The 15709-nt window shown below is 62.8% G+C and carries 26 protein-coding genes, 3 tRNA genes and 1 pseudogene; 22 read left to right on the top strand and 8 right to left on the bottom strand.

From position 1 onward, the window contains the following. Positions 1–20: 20 nt before the first annotated feature. The 9 genes and pseudogenes from NKH67_RS11300 to NKH67_RS11260 all read left to right on the top strand — a co-directional run. On the top strand, positions 21–1232 hold the full coding sequence (locus tag NKH67_RS11300) for a hypothetical protein (RefSeq protein WP_353030800.1): 1212 nt from the start codon (positions 21–23) through the stop codon (positions 1230–1232). Between the two features lie 3 nt (positions 1233–1235). Next, positions 1236–1409 (top strand): hypothetical protein, encoded by a 174-nt coding sequence (locus NKH67_RS11295; protein ID WP_353030798.1) that lies wholly within the window; start codon positions 1236–1238, stop codon positions 1407–1409. Next, entirely contained in the window at positions 1402–2193 is a 792-nt protein-coding gene (locus NKH67_RS11290; protein ID WP_353030796.1) for a hypothetical protein, read from the top strand. Before NKH67_RS11295 ends, NKH67_RS11290 begins: the two co-directional genes overlap by 8 nt. After that, positions 2193–2585, top strand: coding sequence for a hypothetical protein (locus NKH67_RS11285; protein ID WP_353030794.1), 393 nt, complete (start codon positions 2193–2195; stop codon positions 2583–2585). The genes NKH67_RS11290 and NKH67_RS11285 overlap by 1 nt, the downstream gene beginning before the upstream one ends. Before the next feature lie 2 nt (positions 2586–2587). Then, the gene (locus tag NKH67_RS11280; RefSeq protein ID WP_353030792.1) at positions 2588–2800 is read left to right on the top strand and encodes an HTH domain-containing protein; all 213 of its coding nucleotides are present in this window, start codon (positions 2588–2590) and stop codon (positions 2798–2800) included. Beyond that, positions 2793–2996: a hypothetical protein gene (locus tag NKH67_RS11275; RefSeq protein WP_353030790.1), complete on the top strand. Its 204-nt coding sequence runs from the start codon at positions 2793–2795 to the stop codon at positions 2994–2996. The genes NKH67_RS11280 and NKH67_RS11275 overlap by 8 nt, the downstream gene beginning before the upstream one ends. Then, positions 2996–3187 (top strand): hypothetical protein, encoded by a 192-nt coding sequence (locus NKH67_RS11270; RefSeq protein ID WP_353030788.1) that lies wholly within the window; start codon positions 2996–2998, stop codon positions 3185–3187. Before NKH67_RS11275 ends, NKH67_RS11270 begins: the two co-directional genes overlap by 1 nt. 1 nt (position 3188) lies before the next feature. Then, positions 3189–3380, top strand: a complete 192-nt coding sequence (locus NKH67_RS11265) for a hypothetical protein (RefSeq protein ID WP_353030786.1) — start codon at positions 3189–3191, stop codon at positions 3378–3380. 10 nt (positions 3381–3390) lie between these two features. Further along, positions 3391–3708 (top strand): annotated as a pseudogene (locus tag NKH67_RS11260) (helicase HerA domain-containing protein); the annotation flags it as partial. Here the strand turns inward: NKH67_RS11260 and NKH67_RS11255 are convergent. Continuing rightward, a complete protein-coding gene (locus NKH67_RS11255) occupies positions 3649–3930 on the bottom strand; it encodes a hypothetical protein (protein WP_353030784.1) in 282 nt (93 codons plus the stop codon). The pseudogene NKH67_RS11260 and the gene NKH67_RS11255 overlap by 60 nt on opposite strands. A gap of 536 nt (positions 3931–4466) precedes the next feature. Here NKH67_RS11255 and NKH67_RS11250 point away from each other — a divergent pair. The 11 genes from NKH67_RS11250 (at position 4467) to NKH67_RS11200 (ending at position 8826) form a co-directional block, all read left to right on the top strand. Further along, a tRNA-Gln gene (locus NKH67_RS11250) sits at positions 4467–4540 on the top strand. A 56-nt stretch (positions 4541–4596) separates the two neighbouring features. Beyond that, positions 4597–5076 carry a type IV toxin-antitoxin system AbiEi family antitoxin domain-containing protein gene (locus NKH67_RS11245; protein WP_353030782.1) on the top strand — a complete coding sequence of 160 codons (480 nt, stop codon included), beginning with the start codon at positions 4597–4599 and terminating at the stop codon, positions 5074–5076. Beyond that, positions 5076–5600: a single-stranded DNA-binding protein gene (ssb, locus tag NKH67_RS11240; RefSeq protein ID WP_353030780.1), complete on the top strand. Its 525-nt coding sequence runs from the start codon at positions 5076–5078 to the stop codon at positions 5598–5600. The genes NKH67_RS11245 and ssb overlap by 1 nt, the downstream gene beginning before the upstream one ends. Next, a complete protein-coding gene (locus NKH67_RS11235; RefSeq protein ID WP_353030778.1) occupies positions 5600–5869 on the top strand; it encodes a hypothetical protein in 270 nt (89 codons plus the stop codon). Before ssb ends, NKH67_RS11235 begins: the two co-directional genes overlap by 1 nt. Further along, positions 5869–6252 carry an ASCH domain-containing protein gene (locus NKH67_RS11230; protein WP_353030776.1) on the top strand — a complete coding sequence of 128 codons (384 nt, stop codon included), beginning with the start codon at positions 5869–5871 and terminating at the stop codon, positions 6250–6252. Before NKH67_RS11235 ends, NKH67_RS11230 begins: the two co-directional genes overlap by 1 nt. Continuing rightward, positions 6249–6374 carry a hypothetical protein gene (locus tag NKH67_RS11225; RefSeq protein WP_353030774.1) on the top strand — a complete coding sequence of 42 codons (126 nt, stop codon included), beginning with the start codon at positions 6249–6251 and terminating at the stop codon, positions 6372–6374. Before NKH67_RS11230 ends, NKH67_RS11225 begins: the two co-directional genes overlap by 4 nt. Continuing rightward, positions 6371–6604 (top strand): hypothetical protein, encoded by a 234-nt coding sequence (locus NKH67_RS11220; protein ID WP_353030772.1) that lies wholly within the window; start codon positions 6371–6373, stop codon positions 6602–6604. Before NKH67_RS11225 ends, NKH67_RS11220 begins: the two co-directional genes overlap by 4 nt. 86 nt (positions 6605–6690) lie before the next feature. Further along, positions 6691–6921 carry a hypothetical protein gene (locus NKH67_RS11215; RefSeq protein WP_353030770.1) on the top strand — a complete coding sequence of 77 codons (231 nt, stop codon included), beginning with the start codon at positions 6691–6693 and terminating at the stop codon, positions 6919–6921. Further along, the gene (locus tag NKH67_RS11210) at positions 6918–7442 is read left to right on the top strand and encodes a hypothetical protein (protein ID WP_353030768.1); all 525 of its coding nucleotides are present in this window, start codon (positions 6918–6920) and stop codon (positions 7440–7442) included. The genes NKH67_RS11215 and NKH67_RS11210 overlap by 4 nt, the downstream gene beginning before the upstream one ends. Beyond that, positions 7442–7711, top strand: a complete 270-nt coding sequence (locus NKH67_RS11205) for a hypothetical protein (RefSeq protein WP_353030766.1) — start codon at positions 7442–7444, stop codon at positions 7709–7711. Before NKH67_RS11210 ends, NKH67_RS11205 begins: the two co-directional genes overlap by 1 nt. Beyond that, a complete protein-coding gene (locus tag NKH67_RS11200) occupies positions 7699–8826 on the top strand; it encodes a site-specific integrase (protein ID WP_353030764.1) in 1128 nt (375 codons plus the stop codon). Before NKH67_RS11205 ends, NKH67_RS11200 begins: the two co-directional genes overlap by 13 nt. A 72-nt stretch (positions 8827–8898) precedes the next feature. Here the strand turns inward: NKH67_RS11200 and NKH67_RS11195 are convergent. Then, positions 8899–8975: transfer RNA gene (locus NKH67_RS11195), tRNA-Asp, on the bottom strand. A gap of 217 nt (positions 8976–9192) precedes the next feature. On the opposite strand from NKH67_RS11195, the gene NKH67_RS11190 reads away from it, so the two are divergent. Next, positions 9193–9268, top strand: a tRNA-Val gene (locus NKH67_RS11190). A gap of 20 nt (positions 9269–9288) precedes the next feature. Further along, positions 9289–9792, top strand: coding sequence for a hypothetical protein (locus NKH67_RS11185; RefSeq protein WP_352471956.1), 504 nt, complete (start codon positions 9289–9291; stop codon positions 9790–9792). Between the two features lie 182 nt (positions 9793–9974). Here NKH67_RS11185 and NKH67_RS11180 read toward each other — a convergent pair whose 3' ends face one another. The 6 genes from NKH67_RS11180 to NKH67_RS11155 form a co-directional block, all read right to left on the bottom strand. After that, the gene (locus tag NKH67_RS11180; RefSeq protein WP_352471954.1) at positions 9975–10631 is read right to left on the bottom strand and encodes a GNAT family N-acetyltransferase; all 657 of its coding nucleotides are present in this window, start codon (positions 10629–10631) and stop codon (positions 9975–9977) included. Next, positions 10628–11398 carry an SDR family oxidoreductase gene (locus NKH67_RS11175; protein WP_352471953.1) on the bottom strand — a complete coding sequence of 257 codons (771 nt, stop codon included), beginning with the start codon at positions 11396–11398 and terminating at the stop codon, positions 10628–10630. The genes NKH67_RS11180 and NKH67_RS11175 overlap by 4 nt, the downstream gene beginning before the upstream one ends. After that, on the bottom strand, positions 11395–12390 hold the full coding sequence (locus NKH67_RS11170) for an ABC transporter permease (RefSeq protein ID WP_352471952.1): 996 nt from the start codon (positions 12388–12390) through the stop codon (positions 11395–11397). The genes NKH67_RS11175 and NKH67_RS11170 overlap by 4 nt, the downstream gene beginning before the upstream one ends. Before the next feature lie 162 nt (positions 12391–12552). Next, on the bottom strand, positions 12553–13593 hold the full coding sequence (locus NKH67_RS11165) for a sugar ABC transporter substrate-binding protein (RefSeq protein WP_352501557.1): 1041 nt from the start codon (positions 13591–13593) through the stop codon (positions 12553–12555). Between the two features lie 39 nt (positions 13594–13632). After that, positions 13633–14397 carry an ATP-binding cassette domain-containing protein gene (locus NKH67_RS11160; RefSeq protein ID WP_352471950.1) on the bottom strand — a complete coding sequence of 255 codons (765 nt, stop codon included), beginning with the start codon at positions 14395–14397 and terminating at the stop codon, positions 13633–13635. Further along, a complete protein-coding gene (locus NKH67_RS11155; RefSeq protein ID WP_352471948.1) occupies positions 14394–15560 on the bottom strand; it encodes an ROK family transcriptional regulator in 1167 nt (388 codons plus the stop codon). The genes NKH67_RS11160 and NKH67_RS11155 overlap by 4 nt, the downstream gene beginning before the upstream one ends. Positions 15561–15709: the final 149 nt, after the last annotated feature.

Raw genomic sequence — 15709 nt, 5'->3', positions numbered from 1 at the left:
CAACCAAGGAGACCGATTTGATGAACACGCGATCAGGTAATGCCGTCGAGACGATCGACATGGATACCGGGGAAGTCACCTCAGGGCTTCCAGCAGGCTATCAAGCCGGCAATCAAAGCTTGGCTGTCTCCATAGCGATGGCTGAGGTCGATCAGCAGATCACGACGGCGCATGCCTTTCCGCGCAGTGTCGACCAGGCGGTGAAGAACATCCTCACCTTGGCTACGCTCGACGAGGAGACCGCGAAGGAATGCGTCTACGCCCTTCCGCGCGGCGGCAAAGCAATCAAGGGTCCGTCGGTCCGGCTTGCCGAGATTATTCAAAGCTGCTGGGGGAACAATCGAGTCGGTACCCGCGTCGTGCACGTCGACCGTATCGAGAAATACGTCGAGGCCGAAGGCGTGTTTCATGACCTCGAGACCAACGCCGCGACGACATCGCGCGTCCGCCGGCGCATCAGTGATAAGCAGGGCAGGGTCCTCACCGACGATATGATCATCGTGACAGGCAACGCGGCGTCGTCGATCGCGAAACGCAACGCCATCCTGGCCGGCGTTCCCAAGGCGGTGTGGCGCAAAGCCTATGCCCAAGTCGAGAAGGTCATCGCCGGTGACATCAAGACGTTGGTCGAGCGCCGCGCCGAGGCGATGAAGGCATTTGCCGCCTTCGGCATCACGCCGGAGCGCGTCTTTGCGGTCCTCGAAATCAATGGGCTCGACGATATCAGCCTCGATCATATGGCAACGCTGATCGGCATGCATTCCGCGCTGAAGAGTGGCGAGTCCTCGGTCGAGGAAATGTTCCCGATTGCGAAGCCGAAGGGCGACCAGCCTGCCGATCTCAAAGGCAAGCTCGATCAGCTCGCCGACGGCGGTGAGACGATCGTCGACAACAAGAAAGCGGCCGCCGACAAAGCAGCCCCGAAATCGGAAGCCGGCTCGTCCCCCGCTGGCTCCGAGACGTCCGGAAAGCAGGCCTCCACCCCGAAGGCCGCTACCGGACAACAGCCGTCGTCCGGCCAAACCTCCTCCCGAGACCCGGACGACGGCGATCCAATCGCCAAGGCGACCCGAATGGGCCGCGCCGCCTACCGCCGCAACATGAGCAAGAAGGCGATCCCGGTGGACTTCAAGGCTGAGGGCAGGGAGGCCGAAAGGCAGGCCTGGCTGGACGGCTTCGCTGCCGAAGAAGACGCCGAGGCTCCTGAGCCCGGTTCCGTGGAGGAGGAATAGGCCATGATGATCCTGCTTCGCAGAGCAATGCGCGCGGTCGAGCTGACCGAGGCCGATCTCGCGCCTGACACGTTGGTCGGCTCGCTCCTGGACCGCAGCGCGAACTCGGTCATCAACATGCTGGATCGCTTCCGGGGCGACGAAGTCTCCCTGGAAAGAGAGATCGCCGGTGGCTGACCTGCTCACCCTCATCCGCGTGGTCGACGTAGAGACCACAGGCATGGACGATCCCGCCGAAATGGTGGAAATCGGCTGGACCGATCTGCGGCTGTTTCCGGCCGGCTGGGGGATCGAAAGCGGTCCGCATTCCAGACTCGTCAACCCGGGCATGCCGATCAGCTTTCCCGCGATGGCGGTCCACCACATCACCGATGCGGTAGCAGGAGAGGGAATCAACCCCGCTGAAGCCCGCCAGCTCGTAACCGCCGGCGCCGACTATCTGTGCGCCCACAATGTCGACTTCGACAGTCGTTTCATTCGCGGAAACGCGCTGCCGTGGATCTGCACCTTCAAGGCGGCCCGCACAGCATGGCCGGAGCTGCAGAGCCACAAGAACGGATCCATCCGGTATGAACGCGGGCTCTGCCTCGATGATCCCAGAACGGAACCCTCGCACCGCGCCGGCCCCGACACATGGGTCACCGCGCATGTCCTGCTCGATCTGCTGAAGCTTTACCCGCCGGAGACGCTGGTCGAGATCTCCGCAAAGCCGATCCTGCTCCTGAAGATCGACTTCGGCGAGCACCAGGGCAAACGGTTCTCCGAGATCCCGACCGACTATCTCGACTGGATCCTCCACAAGTCGAACATGCCTACCGATCCCAAACGGGTCGATGTCGTGCACACCGCTCGCCTGGAATGGGTGAAGCGGACCTCCGATCCCCAACCTAAGCCTGCAGCGCCGGCGCCGACCAGAGAGGTCGTCGATCCCGATGCCTGGCGCAAAGACATGAGGTTCTGATGGAAACCGCAGCTGAAACTGTCCAGCCGATCGACGAGGCCTTCGAATGGATGCTCGTCGAGATTTTCGGGCATCGCACCCACTGGGGGCGCGGCATCGAGGTGGAGCGCTTCGGCGCCAAGATGCTTCGTATCGACGTCCCCGAAATCGAATGGTCGACGCCGAGCGAAGATAAGCCGGCGCCGGAACCCTTGGTGAAGGGATGGGTGACGCACTTCTACGGCGGCTCCGCGATCTTCTCAAACACGCTCACCGACGAGCGCACCGTGCTGATCCGAAATGCACCCTACGCCAAGCCGGCCCTCTATCTGGCGCCGCCTGACGAGGATCGCGCTGCAGGCGGTGTAGATCTCGACGCGCCGGCCGATGATGATGACGAGCCGAGGTGGTGACGATGCCCGGCCTCTGTGAAGCCAAGCTGAATGAGGTCCTCGCCGCGCTCGGCGACCACCAAGTCACCACCGCCGACAAGCTGGCGAGCCGTGTCGGCGTCTGCGAGCGCACGATCTATCGCTACATCTGCCAGCTGCGCGCCGCCGGCGCGCCGATCCTGTCCGAGGCCGGCATGGGCTACCAGCTGCGCAAGCGGAGCGGCACCAATGGCTGAGGCTTTCACTGCTCGCGACAAGGCCGAATGCGCCGACCGTGAGGTTAAGCAGCGCCGGCGGGTCTATCCGCGCCTGGTCTCCGAAGGCCGCATGACGCAGCAGCTCGCCGATCGACAAACCGCGCTGATGGAGGCGATCGCCACCGATTATCGTATGGTCGCTGACGCCGAAGAGGCCAAGGGGAGGTTATTCTGATGCGTTACACCCGCCTCGCGCTCGCCCGCACGCTCGTCCTCCTGGCGATGCGCCTACTGCGCGCCGACGACTGGGCTTTCGAGCGCCTTTGGTGGGTCGACGACAGTCTCAAGATGCGATTGGCACGCCATCCGCGCGCGCCTGGAGATCCCGATCGGCATGGTGCCGGCGGCGAACAAGGGAAGCACTGAAATGGCTGTACCGAAGAAAGTTCTGAATTGGTCCGCGAAGCGGGCCAGCGCGTCGATCACGATCAGCGGGTTCAACGCGAAAGGCGAAGCGCTGAAGATCACGGGCGTCCCCGTCATCGAAGCCGGCAAGAAGGGGAAAGGGCCGATTGTTACCGATAAGCTCGGCGCCCGCTTCGAACTGGTTTCGAGCTGAGGGCGTCACGATGGACATCGCGCCCTTCCTGGACAAGCCTACCGCCATCGTCGGCACCACCGGCGCCGGCAAGACCTTTGCCGCGAAGGGCGCGGTCGAACGGCTGCTCGAGCTCGGCCGCCGCGTCATCATTCTCGATCCAACCGGCGCATGGTACGGTCTGCGCGCCGGCGCCGATGGAAACTCCAAGGGTGGGTTCCCCGTCCTCATCTTCGGCGGCGATCACGCCGACATCCCGATCGACCCGACTAGCGAGGCCGGCAAGGCGCTAGCCCTGGCGCTCGCGGAACGCGACGTCCAGGCCATCATCGACACTTCGGAGATGACCGGCGGCGAGAAGAACCGATTCCTGACGCCTTTTCTGGAAAATCTCTATGCAAGAAACAAGGCGGCGCTGCATCTCATCGTCGACGAAGCCGACGAGGTCGCGGCACAACGCCTCGCCGATGGCGAGCAACGTCTCTTCGGCGCTTTCGACAAGATTGTGCGCCGCGGCCGCATCAAGGGCTTCCGCCCCCTCATGATCAGCCAGCGGCCCGCCGTGATCCATAAGAACGTCCTCAGCCAGATCGGCACCTTGATCGCGCTGAAGCTGACCAGCCCGCAGGATCGCAAGGCGATCGATGACTGGGTAAAGGGCAACGCCGATGCTGACCAGGCGAAGGCGGTGATGAAGTCGCTGCCGACGCTGCCGCGCGGGCAGGGCTGGGTGTGGTCACCGGCTGACGATGTCCTGAAACTCGTCAAGTTTCCCCCGATCAGCACCTTCGATTCGAGCCGGACGCCAGACGATGGCGAAACCGTTGTGGCGCCGGCGCTGACCGGCGTTGACGTCGACGCGCTGCGCGCGGCACTGACGCCGCAGAGACGGATCGAAAACGCCTCAGAACTGAGCAGTACCGCGACAACAGCGGAGATCGAGGCAGCCGAAAAGCGTGGCTTCGAACACGGGCTTCGCCAAGGGCGCGATGAGGGAGTCGACCACGGCAAGACGCTCGGCGCTGCCGTCGCGCTGGCCGCAGTTCGAAACGCGTTGGAGGCGCTCCGTATCCCGGATATGGTAGTTGACGTCGCTTCAACGAGTTTTCCCTCTTCGTCTAACGGTAGGACATCGGCCTTTGACGCCGCGAATCGTGGTTCGAATCCACGGGAGGGAACCACTTCCCCCGAGAAGCAACTGAAGCCTAGCTGGACATCGGCGCCGAAAACTGAAGCGTTGTTCGAGCTCGGTGCCGAGCGCAAACCGCTGGCCCTTCTCGTCGGCGCCTATCCGGCGGGCTACACCGAAGCGCAATGGGCGAGCCTGGCCGGCTTCAAACGCACCGGTGGCACCTGGTCGACCTACAAGAGTCGACTCCGGACGAAGGGTGCCGTGGAACAGCGTGGCGACCTCTGGTTCGCGACGCAAGTTGGTGTCGACGCGATCGGCGGTGACATCCCCGATATGCCGCGGACGCCTGACGAGCGCTTGGCTATGTGGAAGAGCAAGATCGCTGCGGTCGGGCCGATGCTCGACGTCCTCCGCAACTTCTACCCGAACCAGATCAGCCGCGACGATCTCGCCCAACAAATCGGCATGGCGGCCGGCGGCGGTTCGTTCGGCACATACCTTTCCCGGCTGAGAAGCAACGGCCTTCTCGAGGAACCGCAGCGCGGCTTCTACCGGCTCACCTCTGCAATCATGGGAGATATCTGATGGCCGGATCCGTCAATAAATGCATCTTGATTGGCCACCTTGGCGCCGACCCAGAGATCCGCCGGCTCAATTCCGGCGACCCGGTCGTCAACATCCGCATCGCGACGTCGGAGTCATGGCGTGACAAGAACAGCGGGGAGCGCAAAGAGAAAACGGAGTGGCATAACGTGGTCATTTTTAACGACAATTTGGCCAAGGTCGCAGAACAATATCTAAAGAAGGGCGCCAAGGTCTACGTCGAGGGCCAGCTGCAGACCCGGAAGTGGCAGGATCAATCCGGCAACGACCGCTACACCACGGAGATCGTCCTGCAGAAGTTCCGCGGCGAGCTCCAGATGCTGGACACGAAGAACGGAGGAAGCGGCGATCGGGATGACGATCGCGGCAGACCACCGAGCGGCGGCAGTAGCGGCGGTCGATCGAGCGACTTCGGAGGTGGCGGTGGATTCGGAAGCGGAGGGCAGGGCGGTGGCGGCGGCAACCGACAGTCCAGCCGCGAACTTGACGACGAGATTCCGTTCTGATGGCCGCGGTGACGGATCACATCGAAGCCATTCGCGCGCACGTCAAGAAGCACGCCGCCAAGGAACGCGCGATGTTCTCGATCGCCGGCGTGACGGCGCTGCTAGCGGCCGTCGACGAGGCGACGGCCGAACGACTCGCGGTCTACGATGAATGCGCGGGCGTCGCTGTTCCACAGAAGGCGACACCGGTTTCTCAAGTGGAGGCATACCGCCGGACAATCTGTCTTTTGAAGCTCCGAGCCGCCGGCGCTCCAGCGGAGGCCGGCTGATGGTCGCCTATTCCTTCAAGCAGCGCTTCGTCACACCGATCAAAGCCGGCACCAAACGGCAGACGATCCGAGCCGATCGGAAGCGCCATGCCATGCCGGGCGAGCAGCTGCAGCTCTATCGCGGGATGCGGACAAAGCAGTGCGAGCTGATCGGCCGCGCCGAATGCATCGAGGTCGTCAAGATCACGATCCTGTTCGATGACGCCGACCCCGAAGCGGAAGGCATCATCCTGCCCGGGTTTGGGTTCCCCGGCGGATTGGAAGGTTTCGCGATCGCCGACGGCTTCTCGTCGTGGGCGGATATGAAAGCGTTCTGGAGGCAGAATCATCCCGGTATCGACGAGTTTCAAGGCAACCTCATCATGTGGGGTGATCTCGGATGAGCAAGATTGTCGTCGCCCTTGTCGCGATCGCGCTGTCCGCCTGCGCCACGGCGCCTGATATGTCGCGACGCGAGGCGCGCGACATCACCGATCTCGCCGTCGTCATGGAGCCGCGCCAATGAAAGCCGGTAGCGTCTTGGCCCGCCTTCGCGCCGGCGATAAGCTGCATCAGCAGATCGTCGATGGCCGCCGGCAGTGGTGGTTCGATGAACCGTTCCAGGATGTCCCTGACGCGGTGGTAGTGGCGATCCGCGCCAGCGGCGAGTTCGCGCTTGTCGAGGTCGGGGACAGCCTGTTCGGCTTGCCCGATAACTCTCAGACCTGGGAGGGCGATCCATGTCGGACCGAATAGCCTGCGTGAACCCACGCTGTGGGCGGACCGCCGCCCAGGAACGGCATCCAGGTGCTGACAGCATCATCTGCCGGAAATGCTTTCGCATGTTGCCCGGTTCGTTGCAGCGCCGCTTCAAGACGTTCTGGTCTCGCCACCGCAAACTGTCGCGTATGTCTCGCCGTAAGGCCTTCGAGGATCGCGACGTGCAGTTCGCCCGAGCCAATCACCGCCTGGCCGAAAGCGGCGATCGCGTATGGAACGAGATTTGGTCGTTCTTTCGGCCGGTAGACAAGCCGGCCGGGCTGGAAACTTTCCTCGAGGAGATCGGGCTATGACGCCAACGCTCGTCCACCGGTACGCCTTCCCGGTTCGGGATGCGATCGAGCAGCTGCTCGGTGGCGCCGCAGCCGACTGCGAAGCCTGGCGCATCAGGATCGAGGCCGACGAGCTCGTCATTGATGTGGTGGCGCCTATCGAATCGCAGACCCCTGCCGGTGAGAAAATCCGGACGGCGCAGGGTAACGCGATGGAAACCGTGCCGGTGACAGGGCAGCCGCCGGTAGGCACGGTTTCCCCCTTAAACGAGGCCGAGCTTAAAGCGACGCCGTTAGAACCGCCGCGCAAAGGCGGCCCGCTCGCTCGGCAGGCCGGGATGATGTGCGGTGAAAAGGGCTTCTGGACGTTCATAGGGAAGAAGTTCGGCGTCACCGTGGCCTCGGCCGACGAGGCCGCAGCTTGGCTGAAGGCGCAATGCGGCGTCAAAAGCCGCGTCGACTTCGACTACGACGACGCCAAGGCGGACAACTTCCGCGAGATCGACAAAGCCTATCGGCTCTGGCTGGAAGGCTATGACTGATGGGCGTCCGCTTCCCGATCCAGCCGCGGATGGTCCCGCCTGAGAAGGTCGCAAGGCGCCTTGGGGTGACACCGGCTGTGTTCGCGGAAAAGCGCCTTGCTCTCGAGTCCGCCGGCTTCCCCAAGGCCGAGCCGGTGCTGGGGAATTACTGTTTAGAAGCTGTGGATAAGTGGATCGACTTCAGAGCGGGTTTGACCCGCGCGGACGATCCGGCTTCCGCTCAGGCTGCAATGTTGCGGGCTGTGCGGGAGAAGGCATGGGCAAAGTGAGGGTGCGCTATTACAGCGTCATCAAGGGCAGGGGCTATTGGCAGCCCACTGCCGCCATGCGCGCGCTCGGATTCCGGCCAACGTCATGTGGCCCAGACGGGCCGTCCGCCTGGTCGGTCGCTGAGAAGTTGAACGCCGCATGGGATGCCCGTCAAGCGTCGCCCGAAGTTTCTGTCGAGATCCCCCTGCACGAGACATGGCCTGCCGGATCGATCGGCGAGGCCTTTGACGTCTACCGCGGAACCAACGAGTGGGCGAAAAAGGCCGTTCGGACTCGAGAGGATTGGGAGCGCGGCTGGAAATATATTGGGCCGGTGTTTGGGCGCTTTCCACCAAAGCTCGTGACTATGCCTACCCTGTCGGAATGGCGACAGGGCATCGAGAACGGGAAGAGCCTGCGTGAAGCCCATCGGGCAATGAAGATCTGGCGAGCGCTTTGGAAGGTCATGGCAGCGCTGAAATACTGTGAGGCCGACCAGGATCCATCGCTCGCCGTCGTCAATACCGAGCCGAAGGGAAGGTCTCAAACCTGGACTGAAGGCGAAGCCGTCAGACTGGTCAAAGGCGCTCTGCGCATGGGATATCGCGGCTTGGCGGCTGCGCTGGCCTGCATGTGGGACGGCGCTGTGGCGCCCGTTGATGCACGGACACTGAAGCTCTCCCAACGCCGTGAGGACAACAAGGGTGTCTGGTTCGATATCGTGCGCGGGAAAACTGGGCGCGATGGCGTCTTGACGCTGTCGCGCAGATCGGAACGGCTGTTCAAATGGTATTTGAAGCAGCAGTTCGGTGACGCCGAGCCGATCAGCAGCATGGAGATCTTCCGCACTCGCCGAGGTGCGGCCTATCGGAAGAACTCGTTCTCGGAGGATTTCCGCGATGTCCGTAAGGTGGTCTTCCCAGGGGATACCAGGATGATGCTGGACTTCAGGCGATCGGGGAGCACCGAGGCTGTTGCCGGCGGAGTCGAAGGAACGGCGCTGTCGGCCAAGCTGGCGAACTCGCTTTCCGAGTCGAAGAAGCTTGAACAGACATATGTCCCGGTCCAGGTCGAAATGGTCCGCCGAGCGGACGATGCTCGTCGCGTCGGACGCAATGCTTTGCGGAACAAATAAGGGAGAAAGTCTGAATTGCCGGTCTGGCATTCAGACTTTTTGGCCATCTCCAACGACTAAGTCATTGAAAAATGGCGCGAGTGACGGGGCTCGAACCCGCGACCTCCGGCGTGACAGGCCGGCACTCTAACCAACTGAGCTACACCCGCGCATGGACGAGCACGTGTCAGCCGTGTTCGTCGTTGGGGCGGTGGATAAGGGGTAAGCCACCGGGTGTCAAGCGGACCCGGACAGCATAACAGCAAACAGCAGAAGGTTTTTTGACAAGCCGAACTTTGTTGCCGAAACCGGCTCCCGGCCAAGCCACTGGCCGCTCATTTGGCCTTGCGAAGCCGGTCCTAACTGCTTAAAGGTCCGGCCCGGAGCGGGCGATTAGCTCAGTTGGTAGAGCGCTTCGTTTACACCGAAGATGTCGGCGGTTCGAGCCCGTCATCGCCCACCATTTTCCTCGATGTGTTCAGTTTGGGCTACACCGCTCAAGCTGATCGCCAGGTGAGACGCATCCGACCACTGTGCTACTCGGACTTTGGTCTGATTCAAACCGTCTTTCCGCAGGGACTTAAGTCTGATCTGCTTGCCTCTCATGAGGGAAACGATTGCCGAAAGCTACAACTTGCAGTATCTCAATTGCGTATGGGCATGGGCGGGAGCGAAAATATTCCTGGATGGCTTGCGAGTCATCTTCCGGACGATCCCGTGATCGCAGGAGATCTCGCGGATAAGATATCGAAGGAAGCTGAAAAAAACCGGCTTCCAGGCGATCGGGTTGTGAAGACAACCCGTAACGAAGAAGACACCTTCAAGAAAGAACAAGTCGAAGCTTATCCCGACGCCGCGGTTGCAGGAGTCTTTGCCAGCGGTTCATTCCTCGCCCTGTTGGTATTAGCCATTTATCTGCTTTATGTGCTCTCGATTGTGGCCGGGGGAACGGTCGCGGATGTTCCCCTGCCGCCCATACTGCACTAGTAGACGCTCCGCCAACACTCTGATTAGCCCGCACCGTGTTGGCCTGGCGCCTTCCAGAAGGTTCGGTTGGTGCGGCAAAGGTGTTCACGCGGAGGCACATGGTTGCTGCAGCACCGCAGCATTGTACTTCCATAATCCTCCCGGTCAGTGTCCATGCAGGTTGTGCGATTGCTTGCCGCGGCTCAGCGTGCAGCTTCTGCCCGATGAGCAAGCCGTTTTCCGATGTAAACGCAATGCATCGGCAGGTCCGGGTGCTGCAGCACCCGAAATCCGATCGTCCTATAAAACCTTAGCGCACCATCGTTCTCCGGCATGACTTCGAGGTGGATGCCGGTCGAGCCGCTCGCGGCAAGGCGCTGCTCGAGGAAGGCCATCGCGCGCCTGCCGATGCCTTTCCCGCGCGCTTGCGGCAACAGGTCGATATGGCCATGCGACGGGTAGGCCGCCAGCGCAGGCGGAACAGCGAAATCGGGGTGGTGGATCCGGTACCGCGCCCAGTCGCTGCCGCGCCAGCGCGAGTTGTCGGGTCCCGGGTCTACCACGCGCCGCTGCAGGTCCGGATACCAGTCTGATGCCAGGCTGGCATTGAAAGCGCCCGTATCGGCTGCGCCAAGCAGATAGCCGGCCGCACCTGTGGGGCTATCGATAATGAAGGCCAGATCGGGTTCGAGCACCTGGTAGGGAATAGTGTAGAGGAGGCCGAGCAGGTCCGGGTCGTCCTCGCGGCCGCTGGCATCCTTGCCGGCATCGCCGGTCTTGAGACAGATCATCGCAAGCGCTGCATGATCGGCGGTGGTCGCCCGGCGCAGGAAGAAACCGCCGCCGAAATCGAGGATCATGGCGGCAGCAGCCGGAAATCCTTGCCCTCGGGCAAAAGCTGCCCGCCGTCGACGATGATGGTCGTGCCCGTGATGTAGCTGGCGTCGTCCGAGGCCAGAAACAGGAAGGCGTTGGCCACGTCGCGCGGGCTGCCGAGCCGGCCGAGCGGAATGGCGTCTTCCATGTTCTTGATGAAGGCCGCACCGCGATGCTGCTCTATGCCTTCGGTGAGGATGTTGCCGGGCTCGACGCCGTTGACCGTAATGCCGTAGCCCGAGAATTCGAGCGCAGCCGAACGGATCAGCCCATTGATGCCGGCCTTGGTCGCTGAATAATGGCCGTGGCCGGGGCTGGTGACATGCGGGCCGGTGATCGAGGAGGTGAACAGCATGCGGCCAAAATGCTGTGCCTTCATCGGCACCAGTGAGGCGCGAGCAGCGATGAAGCTGCCGCGCAAGTTCACCGCCATGACCCGGTCCCAGTCGTCGGGACTGGTGTTTTCCAGCAATTGCCAGGGATAGATGCCGGCATTCTGCACCATGATGTCGAGTCGGCCGTGACGGTCGAGGGCCAGCGCCACGGCGGCTTGCGCATCGGCCATCTGCGAGATGTCGGTGCGGATGAAGGCGGCGCCGAGTTCGTTCGCGGTCGCTTGCCCCGCCTCGGCCTCGGTGTCGGCCAGGACCAGCTTCGCGCCCTCTTCGGCAAAACGCTGCGCGATGCCCTTGCCGATGCCACGTGCGCTGCCGACGATCAGCGCGACTTTGTCTTCCAGACGGCCGGTCATGCCAGCCTCTGGCGTATCGTCTGCTTGAACGCATCGAGCAGCACGGCGGCAAGCACCAGCAGGCCATGGATCACCTGGGTGAAGTTGGCCGGCAGGCCCATCAAATTGATCGCCGTGTTGATGGCCGAGAGCAGCAGCACGCCGGCATAGACGCCGGGCAAGGTGCCGACGCCGCCCTTCAGACTGACGCCGCCGATGACGACCGCGGCGAAGGCATTGAACAACAGGCCGACGCCGAGATTAGCTGTCGCGCCGGAGGTACGGATCGCCAGCAGCCAACCGGCAAGGCCGGCGATGGCGCCGGCGAGAACGAAGGCTATGACCAGGTTGCGGTTGACGCGGATGCCGGCGCGAAAGGTCGCCGTCTCGTTGCCGCCGATCATGACCAGGTGCCGGCCAAAGGGCGTCTTGGCCATGATCAGCGAGAACACCACGAAGCACGCAATGGCGATCCAGGCAGTCAGCGGCAGGCCACCCAGGCGCTGGATGGCGAACCAGCGGATTGCCGGCGCCAGATCCTGTGCCGAGCGGCCACCGGAAATAACCAGCACCAGGCCGCGCACCCAGATGTATGACGCCAGCGTGATGATGAAGGCGCTCATCTTCACCTTGACCACGAGGACGCCGTTGAAGGCGCCGATGAGGCCGCCGACGGCAAGCGCGATGAGCAGCGAAACCGGAACCATCAGCCATTGCGGCTGCAACTGGATGCCAAGGCCGATGCCCGACGAGCAGAACAGGATGCCGACCGCCATGGCGCTGAGCGCCGCGACCGATTCGACCGACAGGTCCATATGGCCGGCGATGATGACCAGCGCCAGGCCGATCGACATTACGCCGAGCACGCTCGACGCCTCGATGATGTTGGCGAAGATGCCGAGCTGAAAATAGTTCGGGATAAGGATGGAAAAGACCACCAGCACGAAGACCAGCATGAACCAGACAAGATTGTCGAGGATGAACTCGAGGGTTTGGCGCGTGCGGGGGTTCATCTCAGGATCCGGTTGGCGCCGACCCCGAAAAACCACTCGGTTTTCGGACTATCAGGCGGGGTTGAAAATTGCTGCAGCATTCCCGTGCGCGTCCGTTCGAACGCACCGGGGCTGCAGGGCTGGGCTCCGGGCCGGCATGGCCCGGAGCTTCTGGCGAGTTCGCTATTCGACCGGCTTTATGGTTTCGGTCGGCGGCTTCATGTTGCCCCAGAAGGCCGGGTTATCGACATTTTCCTTGGTGATCGCAGCGCCGGGGATCTTGATGTTCGGTCCCCACGCTTCCTTGGTCAGGGTTGATTTCAGGCCAAGCACATCATATTCGCCGGGCTTGATCTCCTGCTTGTTGACCACCTTGTCCATGAACATCGCGACCGCCGCGGCCTGGGCGTAGAGCGGCTGCTCGACTTCGACGTTGAGCCAGCCCTTGCGGATCAGGTCGAGGCCGACCGGAGCGCCGTTCGAGCTCATCAGCATGACGTCGCCCGGCTTCTTGCCGGCGGCCTCGAGCGAGGCGACGGCAGCGACCGAAAGATGCGCGGCATGGCTGAAGATCAGGTCGATGTCGGGGTTGGCGAGCATCTGGTCGGCAACGATGGTGCCGGCGTTGCTGGCCTCCCATTGCATGGCCGGCAGCGAGATGATCTTGACGTCCGGGAACGCCTTCATTTTCTCCTCGAAACCCTTCTGGATGTCGAGCGTGTAGGGATCGCCCGGATCGCCGAGCACCTGCAGGATCTTTCCCTTCACCGAGCCGTTCTTCGCGGTCAGGAGCTTTTGTGCCTGGTCGGCGGCGACGTAGCCGATCTCGACGGTTCCGGCCACCGAGGTGAAGTCGGACGGGGTCGAGGTGATCTGGCGGTCGAACTCGACGACCGGGATGCCGGCGGCACGGGCCGCCTCGATCGACGGTTTCAGCGCATTGAAATCGACGGCGGCAAGGATGATCGCCGCCGGCTTCAGCGCGATGACGTCGTTCATCTGCGATTGCTGAGCGTCGGTCTTGTTGTCGGCGTTCAACGTCTTCATCTCGTAGCCGACCTGCTTCAGGAACAGTTCCAGCGCGCTCACCGAGCCGGTCTGGAACTCATCGAGCAATGTCGGCACCATGTAGTAGATGGTGCCCTTGGACTGGGCGAATGCCGGCGTGAGCGTGGCAAAGGCCAGTGCCAGGATACCGAAGACGGAAAGAAGTATTTTCTTCATGTCGTTCGCTCCTCTTGCGCCGGACCCCTCATTTGTCCCTCAGTTCGCCGGTCCGGCACCGGCGAGCGTCTCTCCGGTGATCATGTTGATCACCGCGTCGGGACTTGTTTTGTTGCGTGCGACATCGCCCGCCACGACGCCTTGCCGGATCACCACGATCCGGTCGGCGACCTGGAAGGCCTGTTGCATGATATGGGTGATGATGACGACGCCGATGCCCTGGCTCGCCACCTGGCGGATCATGTCGAGGCCGCGCCGCGTCTGCTCGACGCCGAGTGCCGCGAACGGCTCGTCGAGAAGCACCAGCTTGCCGCCAAAATGCACGAACCGATTGAGCTCGATGGCCTGCCGCTGGCCGCCGGAAAGATGCTCGACATTGGTGCGAAGCGAGGGAATGCGGGTGCCGGCGCTGGCCAGCGCCTTTTGCACCACCTGCTCCATCGCGCGCTCGTCGAGCACCGGAATGCCGAGAACCTTCCTGGTGATCTCGCGGCCCATGAAGAAATTGGCGACCACGTCGACATTGGTGCAAAGCGACAGGTCCTGGTAGACCGTCTCGATCCCCGCGGCCTTGGCCTCGGCGGGAGATTTGGCCAGGAATTCCTTGCCTTCGAACAGCATGCGGCCGGAGGTCGGCTCGAGGCCGCCGGCAATGATCTTGACCAGCGTCGATTTGCCGGCGCCGTTGTCGCCCAGAAGCGCCACCACTTCGCCCTTGTCGATCGAAAAGCTGATGCCTTTCAGCGCTTCGATGGCGCCGTAATTCTTGGCGACGTTGTCGAGCACCAGCAGCGGTTCGCTCATGCCGCGATCCCCTTGTTATGCAAGAGATCTCGCCCGCGTTCGCGCTCGGCGGTGAAGATCTGGCCGAAGCGCGGCGAAAGCACCCCGGAAACGGCAAGCGCGGCGGCGCCGCGCAACACCGCATGCTGGCCGCCGCGCGCGACGCTGACGCGGGGCGTCGTGCGATCGCTTCGCGCCGAGACCGAATTGGGCAGGTGCGCGGCCGCGCCGGCAAGCCTTTCGAGCAGCTCGGTGGACGCCAGCCCGCCGAGGATGATGGTTTCGGGATCGAACAGGTTTTCGATGATGGTGACGGCGTTGCGGAAGATCGGTGCAATCTCGCTCACCCACTCGGCGTCGGCGATGTTGCGGCGCCGCAGCGCCTCGAGCGAGAGATACCGTTCGAGGCAGCCGCGATTGCCGCACGGGCAGGGCTCCCCGCCCGGCACTGCGGGAATGTGGCCGATTTCACCGGCGTTTCCCCAGGCGCCGCGCAATGCCGCCCCGTCATGCACCATGACGCCGCCGAGACCGACGCCGAAATAAAGATAGTAATACTCGGAATACGCCGTTCCGAGGCCGTAGAGGCGCTCGCCGATAGCAGCCGCCGCCATATCGGTTTCGAAAAAGGCCGGCAGTCCGGTCGAGGCGGCCAGCCGCTCGCGCAGCGCCACATCCTTCCAGCCGGTCATGGTGGTCGGGCCGACAAAGCTCATGGACTCCACGCCGAACGGTCCGGGCAGCGCCATGCCGATGCCGAGAACGCGGCCACCGGGCCGCAATGCCGTCAACTCGAGCACCATGGCGCCGATCAGCTCGAAAGCGTGGTCGGGCGTTGCATTTGGGGCTTCGCGGTAGGTGCTCTCGATAACATCGCCGCTTAGGTTGATCAGGGCGGCATTGATGCCCAGCGGGGTGACGTGGATGCCGACGGCATAGCCGCCTTCCGGATTGATGCGCAGCGTTGCCGGTGGCAGGCCGCGCCCCTTGGGCTCTTCGCGCAGCGACAACACGTAACCGTGCTCTTCCAGCTCGCGAACGATGGTAGACACCGTCTGCACGGTGAGTCCGACCCGCCTGGCAATATCGCCGCGAGCGATTGGCCCGTGAAGGCGGATGGATTCGAGCACGATGCGCCGGTTATACGGCCGCCCGAACTCCTGATTGGTCCCGCGCAATGCCATGTCTGGCGCCCTCTCGAGAGAGCAGAGGTTCGCACCGAACATTTATTCAGTCAAATGGAATTCAAAAATAATTCGCCTGCGGCCAAGGTCCTTCTAACGCCGGCGAATTCGCGCCCGCCGACGAATGGGCCAACTCTGGCAATTTTCCA

The sequence above is a fragment of the Mesorhizobium sp. M0968 genome (genome assembly GCF_040319065.1).
Taxonomy (GTDB): Bacteria; Pseudomonadota; Alphaproteobacteria; order Rhizobiales; family Rhizobiaceae; genus Mesorhizobium.
This window is presented reverse-complemented; position numbering and strand designations above follow the sequence as displayed.

Excerpts from the sequence above, each read along its gene's own strand:
- NKH67_RS11275 (WP_353030790.1), top strand. The coding sequence starts at position 2,793 with ATGGCTGAGGCTTTCACTGCTCGCGACAAGGCCGAATGCGCCGACCGT.
- NKH67_RS11180 (WP_352471954.1), bottom strand. The coding sequence starts at position 10,631 with ATGATCCTCGATTTCGGCGGCGGTTTCTTCCTGCGCCGGGCGACCACC.
- NKH67_RS11235 (WP_353030778.1), top strand. The coding sequence starts at position 5,600 with ATGGCCGCGGTGACGGATCACATCGAAGCCATTCGCGCGCACGTCAAG.
- NKH67_RS11270 (WP_353030788.1), top strand. The coding sequence starts at position 2,996 with ATGCGTTACACCCGCCTCGCGCTCGCCCGCACGCTCGTCCTCCTGGCG.
- NKH67_RS11175 (WP_352471953.1), bottom strand. The coding sequence starts at position 11,398 with ATGACCGGCCGTCTGGAAGACAAAGTCGCGCTGATCGTCGGCAGCGCA.
- NKH67_RS11255 (WP_353030784.1), bottom strand. The coding sequence starts at position 3,930 with ATGGATCACGGCGGGCCGCTGGCTGATCATGAGGGGGCGGAAGCCCTT.
- NKH67_RS11215 (WP_353030770.1), top strand. The coding sequence starts at position 6,691 with ATGTTGCCCGGTTCGTTGCAGCGCCGCTTCAAGACGTTCTGGTCTCGC.
- NKH67_RS11300 (WP_353030800.1), top strand. The coding sequence starts at position 21 with ATGAACACGCGATCAGGTAATGCCGTCGAGACGATCGACATGGATACC.
- NKH67_RS11170 (WP_352471952.1), bottom strand. The coding sequence starts at position 12,390 with ATGAACCCCCGCACGCGCCAAACCCTCGAGTTCATCCTCGACAATCTT.
- NKH67_RS11225 (WP_353030774.1), top strand. The coding sequence starts at position 6,249 with ATGAGCAAGATTGTCGTCGCCCTTGTCGCGATCGCGCTGTCCGCCTGC.
- NKH67_RS11230 (WP_353030776.1), top strand. The coding sequence starts at position 5,869 with ATGGTCGCCTATTCCTTCAAGCAGCGCTTCGTCACACCGATCAAAGCC.
- NKH67_RS11205 (WP_353030766.1), top strand. The coding sequence starts at position 7,442 with ATGGGCGTCCGCTTCCCGATCCAGCCGCGGATGGTCCCGCCTGAGAAG.
- ssb (WP_353030780.1), top strand. The coding sequence starts at position 5,076 with ATGGCCGGATCCGTCAATAAATGCATCTTGATTGGCCACCTTGGCGCC.
- NKH67_RS11280 (WP_353030792.1), top strand. The coding sequence starts at position 2,588 with ATGCCCGGCCTCTGTGAAGCCAAGCTGAATGAGGTCCTCGCCGCGCTC.
- NKH67_RS11160 (WP_352471950.1), bottom strand. The coding sequence starts at position 14,397 with ATGAGCGAACCGCTGCTGGTGCTCGACAACGTCGCCAAGAATTACGGC.
- NKH67_RS11210 (WP_353030768.1), top strand. The coding sequence starts at position 6,918 with ATGACGCCAACGCTCGTCCACCGGTACGCCTTCCCGGTTCGGGATGCG.
- NKH67_RS11220 (WP_353030772.1), top strand. The coding sequence starts at position 6,371 with ATGAAAGCCGGTAGCGTCTTGGCCCGCCTTCGCGCCGGCGATAAGCTG.
- NKH67_RS11265 (WP_353030786.1), top strand. The coding sequence starts at position 3,189 with ATGGCTGTACCGAAGAAAGTTCTGAATTGGTCCGCGAAGCGGGCCAGC.
- NKH67_RS11165 (WP_352501557.1), bottom strand. The coding sequence starts at position 13,593 with ATGAAGAAAATACTTCTTTCCGTCTTCGGTATCCTGGCACTGGCCTTT.
- NKH67_RS11295 (WP_353030798.1), top strand. The coding sequence starts at position 1,236 with ATGATGATCCTGCTTCGCAGAGCAATGCGCGCGGTCGAGCTGACCGAG.
- NKH67_RS11285 (WP_353030794.1), top strand. The coding sequence starts at position 2,193 with ATGGAAACCGCAGCTGAAACTGTCCAGCCGATCGACGAGGCCTTCGAA.
- NKH67_RS11155 (WP_352471948.1), bottom strand. The coding sequence starts at position 15,560 with ATGGCATTGCGCGGGACCAATCAGGAGTTCGGGCGGCCGTATAACCGG.
- NKH67_RS11200 (WP_353030764.1), top strand. The coding sequence starts at position 7,699 with ATGGGCAAAGTGAGGGTGCGCTATTACAGCGTCATCAAGGGCAGGGGC.